At 53.4% G+C, this 14,254-nt stretch carries 16 protein-coding genes; 7 read left to right on the top strand and 9 right to left on the bottom strand.

Annotated elements, in window-relative coordinates:
- Nucleotides 1-231 precede the first annotated feature (231 nt).
- Complete coding sequence (locus DNH61_RS09425) at nucleotides 232-1,821, top strand: catalase (protein WP_111146412.1); 1,590 nt, start codon at nucleotides 232-234, stop codon at nucleotides 1,819-1,821.
- Nucleotides 1,822-1,905: 84 nt separating this feature from the next.
- Here DNH61_RS09425 and DNH61_RS09420 read toward each other — a convergent pair whose 3' ends face one another.
- Entirely contained in the window at nucleotides 1,906-2,982 is a 1,077-nt protein-coding gene (locus DNH61_RS09420; protein ID WP_111146411.1) for a copper amine oxidase N-terminal domain-containing protein, read from the bottom strand.
- Nucleotides 2,983-3,146: 164 nt separating this feature from the next.
- On the opposite strand from DNH61_RS09420, the gene DNH61_RS09415 reads away from it, so the two are divergent.
- On the top strand, nucleotides 3,147-3,464 hold the full coding sequence (locus DNH61_RS09415; protein ID WP_111146410.1) for a hypothetical protein: 318 nt from the start codon (nucleotides 3,147-3,149) through the stop codon (nucleotides 3,462-3,464).
- Between the two features lie 65 nt (nucleotides 3,465-3,529).
- Here the strand turns inward: DNH61_RS09415 and DNH61_RS09410 are convergent, their stop codons facing one another.
- On the bottom strand, nucleotides 3,530-3,754 hold the full coding sequence (locus DNH61_RS09410) for a hypothetical protein (RefSeq protein ID WP_111146409.1): 225 nt from the start codon (nucleotides 3,752-3,754) through the stop codon (nucleotides 3,530-3,532).
- A gap of 228 nt (nucleotides 3,755-3,982) precedes the next feature.
- Here DNH61_RS09410 and uraA point away from each other — a divergent pair, with 228 nt between their 5' ends.
- Nucleotides 3,983-5,272 (top strand): uracil permease, encoded by a 1,290-nt coding sequence (gene uraA, locus DNH61_RS09405; RefSeq protein ID WP_245948085.1) that lies wholly within the window; start codon nucleotides 3,983-3,985, stop codon nucleotides 5,270-5,272.
- A gap of 85 nt (nucleotides 5,273-5,357) precedes the next feature.
- Here the strand turns inward: uraA and DNH61_RS09400 are convergent, their stop codons facing one another.
- Together DNH61_RS09400 and DNH61_RS09395 are read right to left on the bottom strand one after the other, a co-directional pair.
- Complete coding sequence (locus tag DNH61_RS09400; protein ID WP_111146407.1) at nucleotides 5,358-5,705, bottom strand: hypothetical protein; 348 nt, start codon at nucleotides 5,703-5,705, stop codon at nucleotides 5,358-5,360.
- Between the two features lie 94 nt (nucleotides 5,706-5,799).
- On the bottom strand, nucleotides 5,800-6,966 hold the full coding sequence (locus DNH61_RS09395; RefSeq protein ID WP_111146406.1) for an iron-containing alcohol dehydrogenase: 1,167 nt from the start codon (nucleotides 6,964-6,966) through the stop codon (nucleotides 5,800-5,802).
- A 247-nt stretch (nucleotides 6,967-7,213) separates the two neighbouring features.
- On the opposite strand from DNH61_RS09395, the gene modA reads away from it, so the two are divergent.
- Together modA and modB are read left to right on the top strand one after the other, a co-directional pair.
- Nucleotides 7,214-8,029 carry a molybdate ABC transporter substrate-binding protein gene (modA, locus tag DNH61_RS09390; RefSeq protein WP_111146405.1) on the top strand — a complete coding sequence of 272 codons (816 nt, stop codon included), beginning with the start codon at nucleotides 7,214-7,216 and terminating at the stop codon, nucleotides 8,027-8,029.
- A gap of 5 nt (nucleotides 8,030-8,034) precedes the next feature.
- Nucleotides 8,035-8,700 carry a molybdate ABC transporter permease subunit gene (modB, locus tag DNH61_RS09385; protein ID WP_111146404.1) on the top strand — a complete coding sequence of 222 codons (666 nt, stop codon included), beginning with the start codon at nucleotides 8,035-8,037 and terminating at the stop codon, nucleotides 8,698-8,700.
- Here modB and DNH61_RS09380 read toward each other — a convergent pair.
- From DNH61_RS09380 to DNH61_RS09365, 4 genes are all read right to left on the bottom strand, one after another.
- On the bottom strand, nucleotides 8,683-9,249 hold the full coding sequence (locus tag DNH61_RS09380; protein ID WP_111146403.1) for a GyrI-like domain-containing protein: 567 nt from the start codon (nucleotides 9,247-9,249) through the stop codon (nucleotides 8,683-8,685). The genes modB and DNH61_RS09380 overlap by 18 nt on opposite strands.
- 37 nt (nucleotides 9,250-9,286) lie before the next feature.
- Nucleotides 9,287-10,093: a VOC family protein gene (locus tag DNH61_RS09375; RefSeq protein WP_111146402.1), complete on the bottom strand. Its 807-nt coding sequence runs from the start codon at nucleotides 10,091-10,093 to the stop codon at nucleotides 9,287-9,289.
- Complete coding sequence (locus DNH61_RS09370; RefSeq protein WP_111146401.1) at nucleotides 10,086-10,889, bottom strand: VOC family protein; 804 nt, start codon at nucleotides 10,887-10,889, stop codon at nucleotides 10,086-10,088. The genes DNH61_RS09375 and DNH61_RS09370 overlap by 8 nt, the downstream gene beginning before the upstream one ends.
- A gap of 82 nt (nucleotides 10,890-10,971) precedes the next feature.
- Nucleotides 10,972-11,751 carry an RNA polymerase sigma factor gene (locus tag DNH61_RS09365; protein ID WP_181438633.1) on the bottom strand — a complete coding sequence of 260 codons (780 nt, stop codon included), beginning with the start codon at nucleotides 11,749-11,751 and terminating at the stop codon, nucleotides 10,972-10,974.
- Nucleotides 11,752-11,952: 201 nt separating this feature from the next.
- Between DNH61_RS09365 and DNH61_RS09360 the strand changes: the two genes are divergently transcribed.
- The gene (locus DNH61_RS09360) at nucleotides 11,953-12,531 is read left to right on the top strand and encodes a spore coat protein (protein WP_111146399.1); all 579 of its coding nucleotides are present in this window, start codon (nucleotides 11,953-11,955) and stop codon (nucleotides 12,529-12,531) included.
- Nucleotides 12,532-12,641: 110 nt separating this feature from the next.
- Here DNH61_RS09360 and DNH61_RS09355 read toward each other — a convergent pair whose 3' ends face one another.
- Nucleotides 12,642-13,028, bottom strand: coding sequence for a winged helix-turn-helix transcriptional regulator (locus DNH61_RS09355; RefSeq protein ID WP_111146398.1), 387 nt, complete (start codon nucleotides 13,026-13,028; stop codon nucleotides 12,642-12,644).
- 121 nt (nucleotides 13,029-13,149) lie between these two features.
- Here DNH61_RS09355 and DNH61_RS09350 point away from each other — a divergent pair, with 121 nt between their 5' ends.
- On the top strand, nucleotides 13,150-14,184 hold the full coding sequence (locus DNH61_RS09350) for a zinc-binding alcohol dehydrogenase family protein (protein ID WP_245948083.1): 1,035 nt from the start codon (nucleotides 13,150-13,152) through the stop codon (nucleotides 14,182-14,184).
- Nucleotides 14,185-14,254: the final 70 nt, after the last annotated feature.

Raw genomic sequence — 14,254 nt, 5'->3', positions numbered from 1 at the left:
CTCCGTTTGCAATTGAACTACTTATCCAACCTATCATAGGGCCCCGTTCTTATGCATCCGCAATGTTTAGGCATTCTGTCACTATCTTGTCCTGCTGGCACAGATGCTGAACATTAATCTTATCTTCATCCAATCTTCATCCTGATAACGGCTTCTGCTGTTTAGCTCAATTAATGACAAGGGTAATTTTGTAATGTTATAATTTCCAACTATTTGAAAGGTGGCTGACAAATGAACGAACAGAACGGCAAGAAGCCGGGAGCACCAAGCAACGAACAGACACTGACGAACCGGCAGGGCCATCCCATTACGGACAACCAGAATATCAGAACGGTTGGCAGCCGCGGTCCTGCAACACTCGAGAACTATCACTTTCTGGAGAAAATCTCCCACTTTGACCGCGAACGCATCCCCGAGCGTGTCGTGCATGCACGTGGCGCTGGCGCCCATGGAGTATTTGAAGCATACGGCAAAGTTGGCGACGAGCCCGTGTCCAAATACACGAGGGCCAAGCTGTTTCAGGAGCCAGGGAAGCAGACGCCTGTATTCGTGCGCTTCTCGAGCGTTATCCACGGCGGCCATTCGCCGGAGACACTGCGGGACCCGCGCGGCTTTGCGGTGAAATTTTATACGGAAGAAGGAAATTGGGACCTGGTCGGCAACAATCTGAAGATCTTCTTCATCCGCGACCCGCTGAAATTTCCGGATATGGTTCATGCCTTCAAGCCGGACCCGATCACCAACGCCCAGGATATGCGCCGCTTCTTCGACTTCGTATCCATGTCTCCCGAGGCGACTCATATGGTTACGTTCGTCTTCTCGCCATGGGGAATCCCGGCGAACTACCGCCAGATGCAGGGCTCCGGTGTTAATACATACAAGTGGGTGAATGCTGAGGGTGAAGCAGTGCTTGTCAAATATCATTGGGAGCCGTTGAAGCAGGGGATCAAGAACTTGACCCAGCGGGAAGCTAATGAGATTCAGGCAACAAACTTCAACCATGCGACGCTGGATCTTTATCACGCAATTGAGGAGGGCGACTATCCGGAGTGGGAGCTCTGTGTTCAGATTATGAGTGATGACGAACACCCGGAGCTGGATTTTGATCCGCTGGATCCGACGAAGCTTTGGCCAACCGACCAGTTCCCTTTCCTCCCTGTAGGCAAAATGACGCTGAACCGTAATCCGGAGGACTATTTCACCGAGGTGGAACAAGCCGCGTTCGGCACAGGCGTACTGGTGGACGGACTCGAATTCTCGGACGACAAGCTTCTGCAGGGCCGTACCTTCTCCTATTCAGATACGCAGCGCCACCGGGTTGGCTCGAATTATCTGCAGCTGCCAATCAACGCGCCGAAGAACCGCGTCGCGACTAATCAGAGCGGCGGTCAGATGCAGTACAAGGTTGACCGGGCGCCTGGGCAGAACCCGCATGTCAACTATGAGCCTTCCTCGATGGGCGGATTGAAGGAAGCTCCCCAGCAGGGCAAGCCGCATGAGCCGTATTACGATGCCAAGCTTGTCCGTGAGAAGATCGACCGGCCGAATGACTTCAAGCAGGCAGGAGAAACCTACCGCTCCTTCGAGGATTGGGAACGTGACGAACTCATTTCCAACCTTGTCACAGCGCTGAAGATTTGCAATCCTGATATCCAGGAGCGGATGGTCAGCTACTTCTCCCAAGCGGATGCTGACTACGGCAGACGAGTTAAGGAGGGGCTGAAGCAAGAAGCCTCCGGGATGAAGGAAGGCGTTCAGCAGAATTCGCCTGCGGCTGCCGAGAAGGCGGAGCGCAAAGGCCATGAAGCCGACCCTTATTAATAAGAAACGCTGCATGTAAAAAAGAGGCTGGCCGGATCTTATATTGATCCGGCCAGCCTTATTGGCACTGCTTGATTAAGTATATTATGCTTGCTGGGTGGTCGTATCAGCCGATGTCTCTGTCGTTGTCGGCTCGGCAGCCGTCTCTCCGGCCGCTGGGGCATCGGTTACCGGCTGATCTGCTGTCGTTCCTTCGGCTGCTGGAGCCTCAGCTGCTGTTGATTCCTGAGCCGTGCCAGCCGCCGCCGCTGCTTCAGCTTCTCCTACGATAATGGCGCTCGATGTTTCCTTGTCCCACTGTACATTTGCCTTCAAGGCTTCGCTGATGAACCTCAGCGGCACGAAGACGCGGTTCTTGTTCATCTCGCCCGGCACGTCAATCGTGACTTCCTTGCCGTTAATAGTAGCTGTCTTGCTTCCCAGCACAACCTTAACCTCGGTGCCGTTCTTCGTTACCGTCACGGTCTTGGTCTTGGCATCCCACTGAACTTCCGCCTGCAGGGACTCGGCAATCGCCCGGAATGGCACAAGCGTCCGGCCGCTCTTGACTACAGGAGGCACATCAGAAACAAGCTCCTTGCCATTGATATAGGTCTTAACACCCTTCTGGCCCATCTTATTCTTCACTTTGCCAAGCTTCTTGTAATTCTCTACATTCGTAACATCATCCTGAATCGCTTCGGTTAGCACATCGGCAGCTGCCTCCAGCTCACCTTCAGCCTCCAGTTCAGCGGCAACCTCAGCTGGAACAGCATCAGGTGCTATTTCAATTCCATATTTATCTTTTAGTTTAGCGGCAATTCGTTCGCCTGCCGGCTTGTCTTTTACATTCTCATAAGCGTTCTGCAGACCTTTAGCACCGCCCTGCTTCTCCTCTTCCTTGCTGCTCTCGCTCTGCTTGCCCTTCTGCTTGCCTTTTCCTGCCTTGCCTGCTGCTTCCCCGGCAGACTGCTCTGTGGGCTGCCCGGTGCTTTTCTGGGCGGTACCAGTGGTTACAGTGGTCTCGACAGTCTCTTCCGTCGCAACCGCTCCAGTCGTTGCTTCCTCCGTCTGGCTGGTTTCCGTCTGGCTTGACTCCACTACCGTAGTGTCCGCATGCACCGTTCCCGCTGCAAGTGTAAAAGCTAGAAGCGCAATACCTAACATTGTCCTGTTTTTCATCTGATGTGTTCCTCCCTAGAGCTGTTTGGACGTTACAACATATTATTCGACAGGATTCTACCTTTTTGGGAGGGCACTCAAAAAATTTTGGAACTTTATTTGCATCTTCGGTATAATGGCGCTGATGCTTGGGGTACAACCACCATACAGAAGGAGCGGTACCGATGTCAGATAACAAAATCGGCGACCAGATTATCGCCAGCTATCAACGCGATGAGAATATGATGATTCTTATATTTGCACAGTGGTGTGTGAACCATGACCGGAATCCTGTTGAAGTCTATACAAGTGCTTACCCAGGACAGGGCGACAATGCTGCGCTGAAGCAAGCGGTAGAATTGACTGTTCCTAAAGAGGAGGCCGGGCCGATAGATAACGAGACCGTGCTCACGGTTCTCTCGCTCTTCGGCAATGATGACCTGGCCTTTGCTGTCAGCCAGATTATTGAAGAGGAAGCCCTGAGGAAAAGGCAGGGCCGCTGACACCATTCTCATGAAAAATGCTCCCGTCACTCGGGCTTAGCCCGTGAGGCAGGAGCATTTTTCGGCTATGGCCGCAGCTTCCGTTCACTGGATGAGTCACTCTTCTCTTCCCCGTCCCGCTTCTTCTCTTCCCGGAGCTCCATTGCGATATCCTCCATCGGAAGAGGATCAACATTCCTTTCGCTTTCAAACTGGTCGAATAAGCTTTCCTCGTCGGTCGGATACTGCTCCGGGTGATCCCGGTTCCCCTTCTGCTTCTTTTCATCAGGCACTTTCTCCCATTCCTTCATACTGCCACCCCCAGCTTCAGATTAGACGACACTTGTACTGGTCATCCGCTATTCTTCATTACCTTTCAGCGCCAGTGACGAAACGATTTGCACAAATACGGGCATCCTATAACAGGACATCCGCAAGGTTAATAGGGTGAGAAAAAATAATTTGGAGCTTTATGTCGTATTCTGTTAATATGTTGAATGGCTACATATACCAAAATATTTCTAGGGGGAAATAATTTCGTGCAGCGTACTATTCAAGTGGACGAGCGGCCGCCGTTATCACAGAGCATCCCGCTTAGTCTTCAGCATCTGTTTGCCATGTTTGGCTCCACTGTGCTGGTACCCATCCTGTTTGAGGTTGACGCCTCGACTATTCTGCTGATGAACGGCATCGGCACCCTGCTGTACCTGTTTATCTGCAAGGGCAAGATCCCGGCGTATCTCGGTTCAAGCTTTGCGTTCCTGTCTCCAGTTATGCTTGTGCTTGCCGGAAACACGGATAACTATCCGAAAGCACTAGGGGCCTTCATCGTTGTCGGCGCGATCTTCACACTGGTTGCGCTGTTGATCGGCAAGACCGGCACCCGCTGGCTGGACGTCGTATTCCCGCCCGCCGCGATGGGCGCCATCATCGCGGTCATTGGTCTGGAGCTGGTTCCAGTTGCGGCCCAGCAGGCTGGCTGGATCAGTGACGGCACTCCGGAATGGACACCAGATCCGAAGAGTATTCTCGTGTCCGTGATCACGCTTGGGATTATCATTATCGGCTCCGTCATGTTCCGAGGGTTCATGAAGATCATCCCGATTCTGATCGGTTTCGTAAGCGGTTATCTATTGGCCTGGGCGCTTGGCTTGGTCAAGACGGAAGGAATTGCCGAGGCCAGCTTCCTGGCTGTGCCGGAATTTACAACGCCGCAGTTTGACTGGGCCAGTATTATAATAATTGCACCTGCAGCGCTTGTCGTCATTGCCGAGCATATTGGGCATCTGATCGTCACCGGCAATATGGTGGATAAGGATCTGTCTCGTAATCCAGGCCTCCACCGCTCTCTGCTCGGCAACGGCATTTCAACCATGATATCCGGTGCCGTCGGCTCCACGCCGAACACAACATACGGCGAGAATATCGGTGTTATGGCCATTACACGCGTCTATTCCGTTTGGGTAATAGGCGGGGCTGCGATCGCAGCTATTGTGCTATCCTTCTTCGGGAAGCTCTCAGCCATCATCGGCGCAGTACCACCTCCTGTTATCGGCGGCGTTTCCTTGATGCTCTTCGGCGTCATAGCAGCTGCAGGCATACGGATGCTTGTTGAATCCAAGGTGGACTACAGCAAGCCTGTCAATCTGATCTTGACGACAGTCGTTCTCGTGCTTGGATTGAGCGGAACGACATTTAAGTGGGGTCATCTGGAGCTTAAGGGGATGGCGCTCGCAACCGTGGTCGCGATTATCCTCAGCCTGTTCTTCAAGCTGCTGGAAGTAACCGGACTTACGAACGAGGAAGCGGAAGAACAAATCAAGCACTGACGTTATCATGAAAAAGGCTGTCCGACCAGCAGTTACTCTGCTAAATCGGACAGCCATTTTTTTACCCCGTTAACTTTAACTGCTGTTACTGCATGCCCTGCATTCCTGCCATGCCTTGCCCGCCTACGGGGCGGGCCACGCTCTCCTGGATCAGGCTTTCGCACTGGCGAATGCGCTGCTTGATCAGCTGCAGCTGGCGCAGCTGCGCATCCATCTGAACCTGGATCTGATTCTCAGCCATCTGAAGCTCTTGACTTACGCTCTGGAGCTGCTGGACTACCGAACGCATCCGGTCAGATTCCCGGTCGGCACCGATATTCTGGATAGCCTGGCGCGCTGCGATCTGCTCCTGCTCCTGGCGCTGGCGCTGCAGCTCCTGAAACTGCTCATACGACATCTGCTGGCTGTTCCCCTGCTGAAATTGATTCTGCATCGTTATCCTCCTCTGGCATGTTCATCCATAAGACGTACGCAGAAGTTAGGATAACCAGTTTACAGCAATTCATGAGCCGTTCTTCGTTAAAATCTTACAGTGACATCTCCAGGATCGAACGGACATCCTGCTGCTCCAGCTTGCGGAACGAACCGAGCGGGCCAAAGCGCACAGCGTCGGCAGCCATAACATCCAGCGACTCATCGCCTATGCCAACATCAGACAGTGTCGCCGGAGCGCCAATGCGGGTGAAGAAGTCTCTGGTTGCCTGAATGCCGGCAAGTGCGATCTCATCGTCGGTCTTGCCTGCCGGATCTACGCCCCATACCCGTACCGCATACTGCACGAAGCGGTCGATCCGCGCGTTATAGACATATTTCATCCAATTCGGGAATACGATGGACAAGCCTGCGCCATGCGCAATATCGTAGATCGCACTGATTGCATGCTCAATATCGTGGGAAGCCCAGTCATTTTGCATGCCGACACTGATCATGCCGCCGTTCAGCGCATAAGTGCCGCACAGCATCAGATTCGCGCGTGCTTCATAGTTGTTCGGTTCCCGGACAGCAGTCTCCCCATTTTCCACGACAGTCTGCAGAATGGATTCACACAGACGTTCCTGCAGCGGCGTATCCTTCGTCTGGCTGAAATACTGTTCAAATACATGTGACATCATGTCAACGATACCATTGGCCGTCTGCTCCTTGGACACCGTCATCGTCAGCGTCGGGTCCAAGATCGAGAACCGCGGATAGACATGAATGCTTCCCATGCCCCGCTTCTGCTTCAGATCCCAGTTGGTGATAACAGCGTTGCCGTTCATTTCCGTACCGGTGGCCGACAGAGTAAGGATCGCGCCAAGCGGCAGCGCTTTCTGCACCTGTGCCTTCCGCGTACAGAAATCCCAGACCGAGCCTTCATAAGGGACACCTGCCGCTATTCCTTTGGCCGCATCAATGACGCTGCCGCCGCCGACAGCCAGTATAAACTGCACACCGTTCTCCCGGCAGATCTGCACGCCCTTCTCGACGCTCGAGAGCCTTGGGTTCGGGTCGATGCCGGACAGCTCATGCACCGTTGCATGAATCGATGCCAGCTGCTCCTTTACCTTATCGTACAGCCCTGTCTTCTTGATGCTTCCGCCGCCATAGACGAGCAGAATGGATGAACCGTAAGGCGCGACCAGCGAACCAAGCTCGCTGACCGTATCTTTACCGAATACAAGCTGGGTGGGGTTGTAAAAGCGAAATGGATTCATGCACGAATCAGCCTCCCGGTAGTTAAATTATGTAGATGTCCCGCCAGTTCTCGCACGGAGTGATAGAGCCTACTCGCCCAATCTCCTGCTGCAAGGTCCATGCCGGACCTCATGCCCTATTGTACTGAACGGGCAGCATCAGTTGCAAGTAAACGCGGGGCGCAGCCTAATTCATACCGTACAGTTCCATTAAGGAAGCAGTTATGTTAGTATAGTTTCCATATTTGAAGCATCGGAGTTGTCCGGAATGAAAGAGAGATTATCTGGCATGATGCCAATACGCCTGCTGCTGCTTTACTTATTCCTGCTACTTGGCGCTATGCTCACTAGCGGGTGTGCAGGCCAAGGCAGTCAAGCTGACAGGACGGAGCTGATTGTGTCAGCGGCTGCAAGCCTGCAGGACAGTCTTCGCGAGCTGGCGGCTGCCTATGAGCAGCTGCATCCCGAAGTTGCCATTACCCTTAATTTTGGTTCCTCAGGGTCCCTTGCCAAACAGATTGCTGAAGGGGCTCCCGTTGATCTGTTCCTGTCAGCCGGCACTGCACCAATGGATAAATTGAGCAGCAGTAAGGCGGTTGTCAGCAGGATGCCGCTGCTCTTGAATGAGCTTGTGCTGATTACGCCTGCCGGTGCGGCCGTGCAGCCGTCCAAGCTGGAGGACCTTTTACATGATGAGATCAAGCGCATTGCCGTCGGGGAACCGGACGTCGTTCCTGCCGGCGGATATACCCGGGAAACGCTTGAATATGCCGGTCTATGGAAGATGCTGAAGCCTAAGCTGATTATGGCCAAGGATGTCAGACAGGTCCTTACCTATGTGGAAAGCGGGAATGCCGAGGCGGGGTTCGTCTATTCGACGGATGCCGCGAGCAGCAGCGGAACATCCATCGTCTACTGGGTACCTGAACTATGGCACAGCCCGATCATTTATGAAGCGGCTGTCGTGGAGCAATCGTCTAACCGTAAAGAAGCAGAAGCTTTGCTGAATTACATGCTGAACGAGGAAGCTTCGGACCTGTTCCGTGATTACGGCTTTCGTATACCGACCGAGCAGAAGGAGTAGCGAGTATGCATGACTGGTCTGTTATTCTTCCCCCTATTGCCATTTCGATCAAGGTTGCGCTTGCTTCCAGTCTGATCGTCTTCCTGGCAGCGGCAGCGGCCGCAAGATGGATGTCCAGGGCAAGCTTCCCCGGCAAGACGATTATAGAGACCCTGCTGCTGCTTCCGCTCGTCCTTCCTCCAACGGTCGTTGGCTTCGTACTCCTTATGGCGCTTGGCCGCCGAAGCTGGCTTGGACAGGCTTATGAATGGCTCACTGGACAGCCAATCATCTTCACATGGGGGGCGGCTGTTATAGCGGCTGCCGTTGTTGCTTTCCCGCTTGCATACCGGACCATGCGGGCAGGCTTCGATGCGGTTGACCAAGAAGTTGAAGATGCAGCACGCGCACAGGGGGCCGGTGAATGGCAGGTGTTCCGCCATATCACCGCCCCCCTCGCCTACCGGTCGCTTACAGGAGGATATATTCTGGGCTTTGCACGAGGCCTGGGAGAATTCGGCGCCACCCTGATGATCGCAGGCAATATTCCCGGCCGCACCCAGACCATTCCCACCGCTATATTCGTTGCTGTCGAAGGTAACGAGACGCTGCTTGCCTGGATATGGGCTGGTGCCATCGTACTCTTCTCCTTCCTCATGCTGCTGCTTGCCGGGTTACTGGAACGTAGGTAGCCCGCTGCCGGAGCCAGCAGCTCTCCGCTTAACCGGGAAGTACATTTCGAAGACGGATCCCTCATGATCGCTCCCAAGATAACGCTCGTCATGACGCTCGAATTCGAAGTGGTCTACAGCATCATACTCGGACTGCTGCGGATACCATTCGCCGTGAAACCAATCCCAGACGATTCCGAAATCCTCAGCCTTGCCGCGGTAAGTAACCACAACACAGTCGTATTCCTCTATCGTTCTTGTAACCATACCATCAGGAAGCGTGACCGCTTCATCTCCCCGCACTTCCACTCCCGCCAGATAGTGAAAATCCTGTCCTGGACCGAAGGGCGGCTCATACAGATAGAGCCCAATAGTGCTTGACTTCTCAATACGTCCCGGAATTTCATTAATCCGCTCCATAAGCTCCTGCCAGAAGATTGGTATAACTTCTTGAGGCTTTGTCTGCTGCTGGCAGACTGCGTACTCAAGACCTGCCACCTGCCGTCTTCTTCCTTGTACCACATCCGCACCAATTATACGGCCGCCTGCTGTATTTGCTGTTCGCTCCATTGTTTCCCCCTCCTTAAAATCTCATCCATCCGACCGCTCACTTCATCTGCGCAATTACAATACGGTTGCCGTCCGGGTCCAGAACCGGAACCTCCGAAAGGTTCTCGAAATACGCCGGCTCACCCGCGAGCTCTACGCCTATGGACTTCAAATGCTCAAGCGCAGCCTCGAAATCATGCGTCTCCAAATACATTATCTCTGTAAAGGTCTCGCCGTTCAGGTGGCGGTTCTGGTCAAGCAGCAGCGCCGCTCCTCCGGTGACTGGAACCGGGTATACAGGGTGCTCAGCGCCAGCTTCATTCAGCGGTTGCCCAAGCAGCGACGAATACCAGCGGGCGGCCGCCTTCATATCCTTTACGTCAACAAACACACCGCCGATCCTCGGCAGAATGGGTGAAGCTGCCTCTTGATCATGATTTGCGATCGGCTCCTCAGACCAGCAGGCCATCAGATTATTACCCTCAAGGTCTCTGAAGGTGAAGAAAGCCATTGGCCCGTGCCGTTCAGGGGCCGTCAGCAGCTCCGCATTCGCATGAAACTTTATGTATTCGTAAGCCTCGTCAATATCAGCTGCCGGAAGCATGAAACGGGGCTTCATTCCTTCATGCCAGGATGGATTCTTGCGGTTTTCCGCATTGGAGTCCAGTACGAGGTCAGTTTCCGGAAAATCAAACCAATACACAGGTCCGCTATTCAAGCGCTCCTGCCTGACCGGGAGGCCGAACAACCGGCTGTACCATTCTGCAGCTCTTGTTAAATCGGTTACATGAATAAACACGCCGCCTACTCTGTTTTCCAGCGGAACAGCTGTCAGCTTTCCATTCGTGTCCATACTTTTAGCCAACTTTAACCAACTCCTTCTCGGATATTTGCATACGAAGTCCTTCGGGCGTGTACAGGTGGAAGCTCCTTATGTCCCCTCCGACCTGTTTATCCTTAACCACTGTCCGGACCCCTTGCCCGCTGAGAGCCCGGTAAGTCTCATGGATGCCCGGTGTCTGCAGGGAAAAATAAGGTCTGCCTTTCAGGGAAGCCTGTGCCCGCTCATGTGCCTCCCGGCTCATCTGGATCAACGTGACAACCGTTTCTCCTGATCCCACCATCAGGTCAGCACCTTCCCCCCAGTGGTTATGCAGCCTGAAGCCGAGTACTTCGGTGTACCACTTAATCGAGGAATCGAGCTGGTGGACGGGAATGAAAACGGCCAGCACATGATGAAACATGGGCGGTACAGGCTTGTTGTATGGCTTGTAAAAGAACGATTCCGGCTTCTCATGACAGATTCCGATAACGTTGCCATATGGATCAACCAGCTCGCTAACCTTCATGACAGGTGTCTCCATAGCTTCTGTCGTGGGAATTCCCCTTCCATGCAGCCATCTGGCATGAAGATCCTCCCAATGCGTGTACAGATTGAAGCACGGCAAACTGCCCTCCGCATCCAGATGAAGAAGCGGGGACCAGGCACTCCCAGGCTCGGGCTCGGTCAATGTCAAGCAGGCGTCTCCTCCGGCCAGACTCAAATCCACGCTTCTGCCGCTTATTCTGGCAATCGTAAACTCGAACTCCCGGGCATACCACTCTGCAGCTGCTGCCGCGTTCGGTACCGGTATGAATACCTTGTCTACTCGTTCAATCACACTTTTGCCTCCCTTTAAGAATCAGAACACTACTATGTAAACGAAATCCGGTGACAAAACCATACAAATGCGCAAAAAACTTTTAGCTTGTCACCATCAGCTGATTGCCGCTGGGATCTATAATCGTGAAAACAAGCCTGCCGTCTAGCAGACGAATGGAATCAATGGATGTGCCGCTTTCGAATAACCGCATGTAGGCGTAGTGAATAAGCTGGGGATCCTGCTTACCAAATGCAAGCTTGACAGCGTGCAGAAGCTGCTGCAGCTGCTCCGGCGGGTCGCTGCCTGGTCTGACTGCCCGGGCTGCTGGTGACTCTGTTATTAGCGGATAACCGGGGGATTCCCCCGTGAACCTCCGCAGCTTGCCGCGAGCCCGGGACAACGCTACCTGCACGGCAACCTCAGACATATCCATACAAGCTCCGGCTTCCTTGGCCGTAAACTGATAGACATCACAGAGCAGCAGAATAACGAACGGCTTCGGCATAAGAACCTTCATCAGCAGCTGCAGAAGCTCTCCCGAGATATGCGGGTAATCATCCATCTGCACAGCCGCTCCATCCATCCCTTCCTCGAGGGCTTCAAGCTGCCTGCGGCCAGCCTTACGACGGCTGTCGATCCATAAGTTATGGGCTGCCCTGAACACATATGTCCTGCACAATTTCATCTCGTCAGAACTGCTGGAAGCGGATTTTCGCTGTTGATGGGCCAGCACCTTCAGCAGCGTATCCTGCGCAAGATCCTCCGCTTCCCATTCCGATCGGGTCAGCGACAGGCAGTACCGCTGTAAATCAGGCCTGATATTGGCCAGCCATTCCATTACATCTTGACTGGATGCTTCATAGGCATCAGATAGGTTCATGTGATGTATCTCCATCTCGAAGGGATGTGTAATCGGGGATAATCCGCAATATACGAATGTATATTCGCCTAAGGGAGATTAATTCCTGCCAAATGTCCAAATTTTCCAGCCGCTGCACATAAATACAATACATTTTCACCATATTATCTAGGGCAGAGCGTCTGCTTAATCAATCAGGACAAAGCGAGGGCAAATACACTTATGCTTACTACGAACCGGCTTGGCTCCCATGAAGCACACGAACTGAACGAGCTGCTGCTCAGCTGCACGAACTCCATCCAGTCGATGGCCTTGTTCATCGATCAGTCACAGGATCAGGAGCTGCGCAATATGCTGATCCGCCACTATTCCGCTCACGTGCAGGATTACAACATGAAGGTCGAATTCGCGAATCAGATGATGTCCCGCGACCAGCTGAACGTTCCCAGCTTAAACATGCAGCCAGCCAGTGCCATCCCAAGCACGCAGTACGCCGGCGTTCAGCCGCAGGTAAAGCTCCAGCAGCTTGATGACCGTTCGATTGCCACCTCCTACCTGCTGAATTTGAAGCGGGCTGGCCGTGAATATGCCTGGTCTACCATGGAATGCTCGACGCCGCAGCTCCGCGCTTTTCTGGAGGATGCATTCCGGATGTGTTCCCATCAGGCTTATGAGGTGTGGAGCTATATGGCCCGCCGGGGCATGTATCCCGTCCAGTATGCGCAGGACAGCGCGATCACGGCCATGCAGCAGATTTATCAGCCCGTGCCGCAGCATAACCCGGCTCAATTGTACAGTTAAGACAACCCGTATTCTGCAAAAAAACAGAAGGCCGCCTTATCGGGCTCCGGCAGCCTTCTGTTTGACTATGAATGTTGAACAAGTCTATTCTCTGTCATTAACGGCAGCGTCTATGAGAGATCCCTGCCCGGTTCCTTCCTGGCGCCTTCGGCCGCCGCCTGGATCCGGTAGGTTTCCCCCCACTCCTTCATCTGCAAAATAATCGGCTCCAGTGTCCTTCCGAATGGTGTAAGTGAATATTCTACCTTCGGCGGAACCTGGTGGTATACCTCCCTGTGGACAATGCCATCCTGCTCCAGCTCTCTCAGCTGCAGGGTCAGCATGCGCTGCGTGATGGTCGGACATATTTTGCGGAATTCGTTAAACCGCTTTGTCCCTCCGATCAAATGATACAGCAGAACTCCCTTCCACTTGCCGCCGATTACATCCAGCGTATATTCAACCGGGCACCCTTCTTCATTGAAGCACTGTCCATAACCGCTCTTCCTGTCCCGCATCGTCCTCACCCTTGGTATACATATTGATACTACATCACATTAATGTGCGTACTTACTATATTAAAGTCTATTGGGTAAAATAACAACGGTATCCAATCTAACAGCAGAGGAGACGAATGTTATGTCTGAGAACAAAACCATGAAGGCTGTGGGCCTTCGTAAATACCTTCCCATTGAACAGCCGGAAAGCCTGCTTGATGTGGAGCTGCAAAAGCCCGTCCCTGGAGGCAGAGACCTGCTTGTCAGTGTTCAGGCTGTGTCGGTCAACCCTGTAGATGTCAAGGTCAGATCCCCCAAGGAGCGAACCGAAGCAAATCCGAGAATACTCGGCTGGGATGCAGCAGGCATCGTGGAGCAAGCGGGTCCTGATTGCACCTTCTTCAAGCCTGGTGACCAGGTTTACTACGCCGGAAGCATTACAAGGCCCGGAAGCAACAGCCAATTCCAGCTTGTAGACGAGCGCATCGTCGGAAGCAAGCCGCAGACACTGTCCTTTGCTGAAGCGGCTGCTCTTCCCTTGACCGCAATCACAGCCTGGGAGGCACTGTTTGAACGGATGGGTATTCAAGCTGCTGCACCCGCTAATACAGGAAAATCGATCCTCATCATCGGCGCAGCAGGAGGCGTCGGCTCCATCGCTATTCAACTGGCCAAATACGCAGGACTTACGGTTATTGGCACAGCCTCCCGATCCGAATCCGCCGCATGGGCTAAGGAAATGGGCGCCGACCATATTATCAGCCATCATGAAGACTTTGTCCCGCAGCTGAACAAGCTTGGTCTGCAGAACGTCAACTACATATTCTGCCTGAACAGCACGGAACAGCACTGGTCCGGCATGGCAGAGGCAATTGCGCCACAGGGCAAGATCTGTTCCATTGTGGAAACCGATCAGCTGCTCAACCTGACGCTGCTGAAGAACAAGAGCGTGACCTTCTGCTGGGAGTTTATGTTTACCCGGGCCATGTACGAAACCGATGACATGATCGAGCAGCACAGGCTCCTGGAAGGGCTAGCCCGCCTCATTGACCGGGGCGTTATCCGCACGACTTTAACGGAAAAGCTTGAGCCTATTAATGCCGCCAACCTTAAGAAGGCTCATGCCGCCATCGAGGAAGGCCGTACAATCGGCAAAATCGTCCTGGAGAATTTCTGATAACTCACAGGAAGACTGATGAGGAAAGACCGCACCCCAGGTCCCATAGCAGCAGAAGGGGGTGTCCTTA

This window comes from Paenibacillus sambharensis, assembly GCF_003233845.1.
In the GTDB taxonomy this organism is placed as follows: Bacteria; Bacillota; Bacilli; order Paenibacillales; family Paenibacillaceae; genus Paenibacillus_I; species Paenibacillus_I sambharensis.
The sequence above is the reverse complement of the archived record's forward strand: the minus strand, read 5'-3'. Positions and strand labels throughout refer to the sequence as shown.

What these genes read in the sequence shown, in the direction of transcription:
- DNH61_RS09420 (WP_111146411.1), bottom strand. Translation starts at nt 2,982, where the DNA reads ATGAAAAACAGGACAATGTTAGGTATTGCGCTTCTAGCTTTTACACTT.
- DNH61_RS09360 (WP_111146399.1), top strand. Translation starts at nt 11,953, where the DNA reads ATGCTTACTACGAACCGGCTTGGCTCCCATGAAGCACACGAACTGAAC.
- modB (WP_111146404.1), top strand. Translation starts at nt 8,035, where the DNA reads ATGCATGACTGGTCTGTTATTCTTCCCCCTATTGCCATTTCGATCAAG.
- DNH61_RS09410 (WP_111146409.1), bottom strand. Translation starts at nt 3,754, where the DNA reads ATGAAGGAATGGGAGAAAGTGCCTGATGAAAAGAAGCAGAAGGGGAAC.
- DNH61_RS09355 (WP_111146398.1), bottom strand. Translation starts at nt 13,028, where the DNA reads ATGCGGGACAGGAAGAGCGGTTATGGACAGTGCTTCAATGAAGAAGGG.
- modA (WP_111146405.1), top strand. Translation starts at nt 7,214, where the DNA reads ATGAAAGAGAGATTATCTGGCATGATGCCAATACGCCTGCTGCTGCTT.
- DNH61_RS09425 (WP_111146412.1), top strand. Translation starts at nt 232, where the DNA reads ATGAACGAACAGAACGGCAAGAAGCCGGGAGCACCAAGCAACGAACAG.
- DNH61_RS09365 (WP_181438633.1), bottom strand. Translation starts at nt 11,751, where the DNA reads ATGAACCTATCTGATGCCTATGAAGCATCCAGTCAAGATGTAATGGAA.
- DNH61_RS09395 (WP_111146406.1), bottom strand. Translation starts at nt 6,966, where the DNA reads ATGAATCCATTTCGCTTTTACAACCCCACCCAGCTTGTATTCGGTAAA.
- DNH61_RS09380 (WP_111146403.1), bottom strand. Translation starts at nt 9,249, where the DNA reads ATGGAGCGAACAGCAAATACAGCAGGCGGCCGTATAATTGGTGCGGAT.
- DNH61_RS09400 (WP_111146407.1), bottom strand. Translation starts at nt 5,705, where the DNA reads ATGCAGAATCAATTTCAGCAGGGGAACAGCCAGCAGATGTCGTATGAG.
- DNH61_RS09415 (WP_111146410.1), top strand. Translation starts at nt 3,147, where the DNA reads ATGTCAGATAACAAAATCGGCGACCAGATTATCGCCAGCTATCAACGC.
- DNH61_RS09350 (WP_245948083.1), top strand. Translation starts at nt 13,150, where the DNA reads ATGTCTGAGAACAAAACCATGAAGGCTGTGGGCCTTCGTAAATACCTT.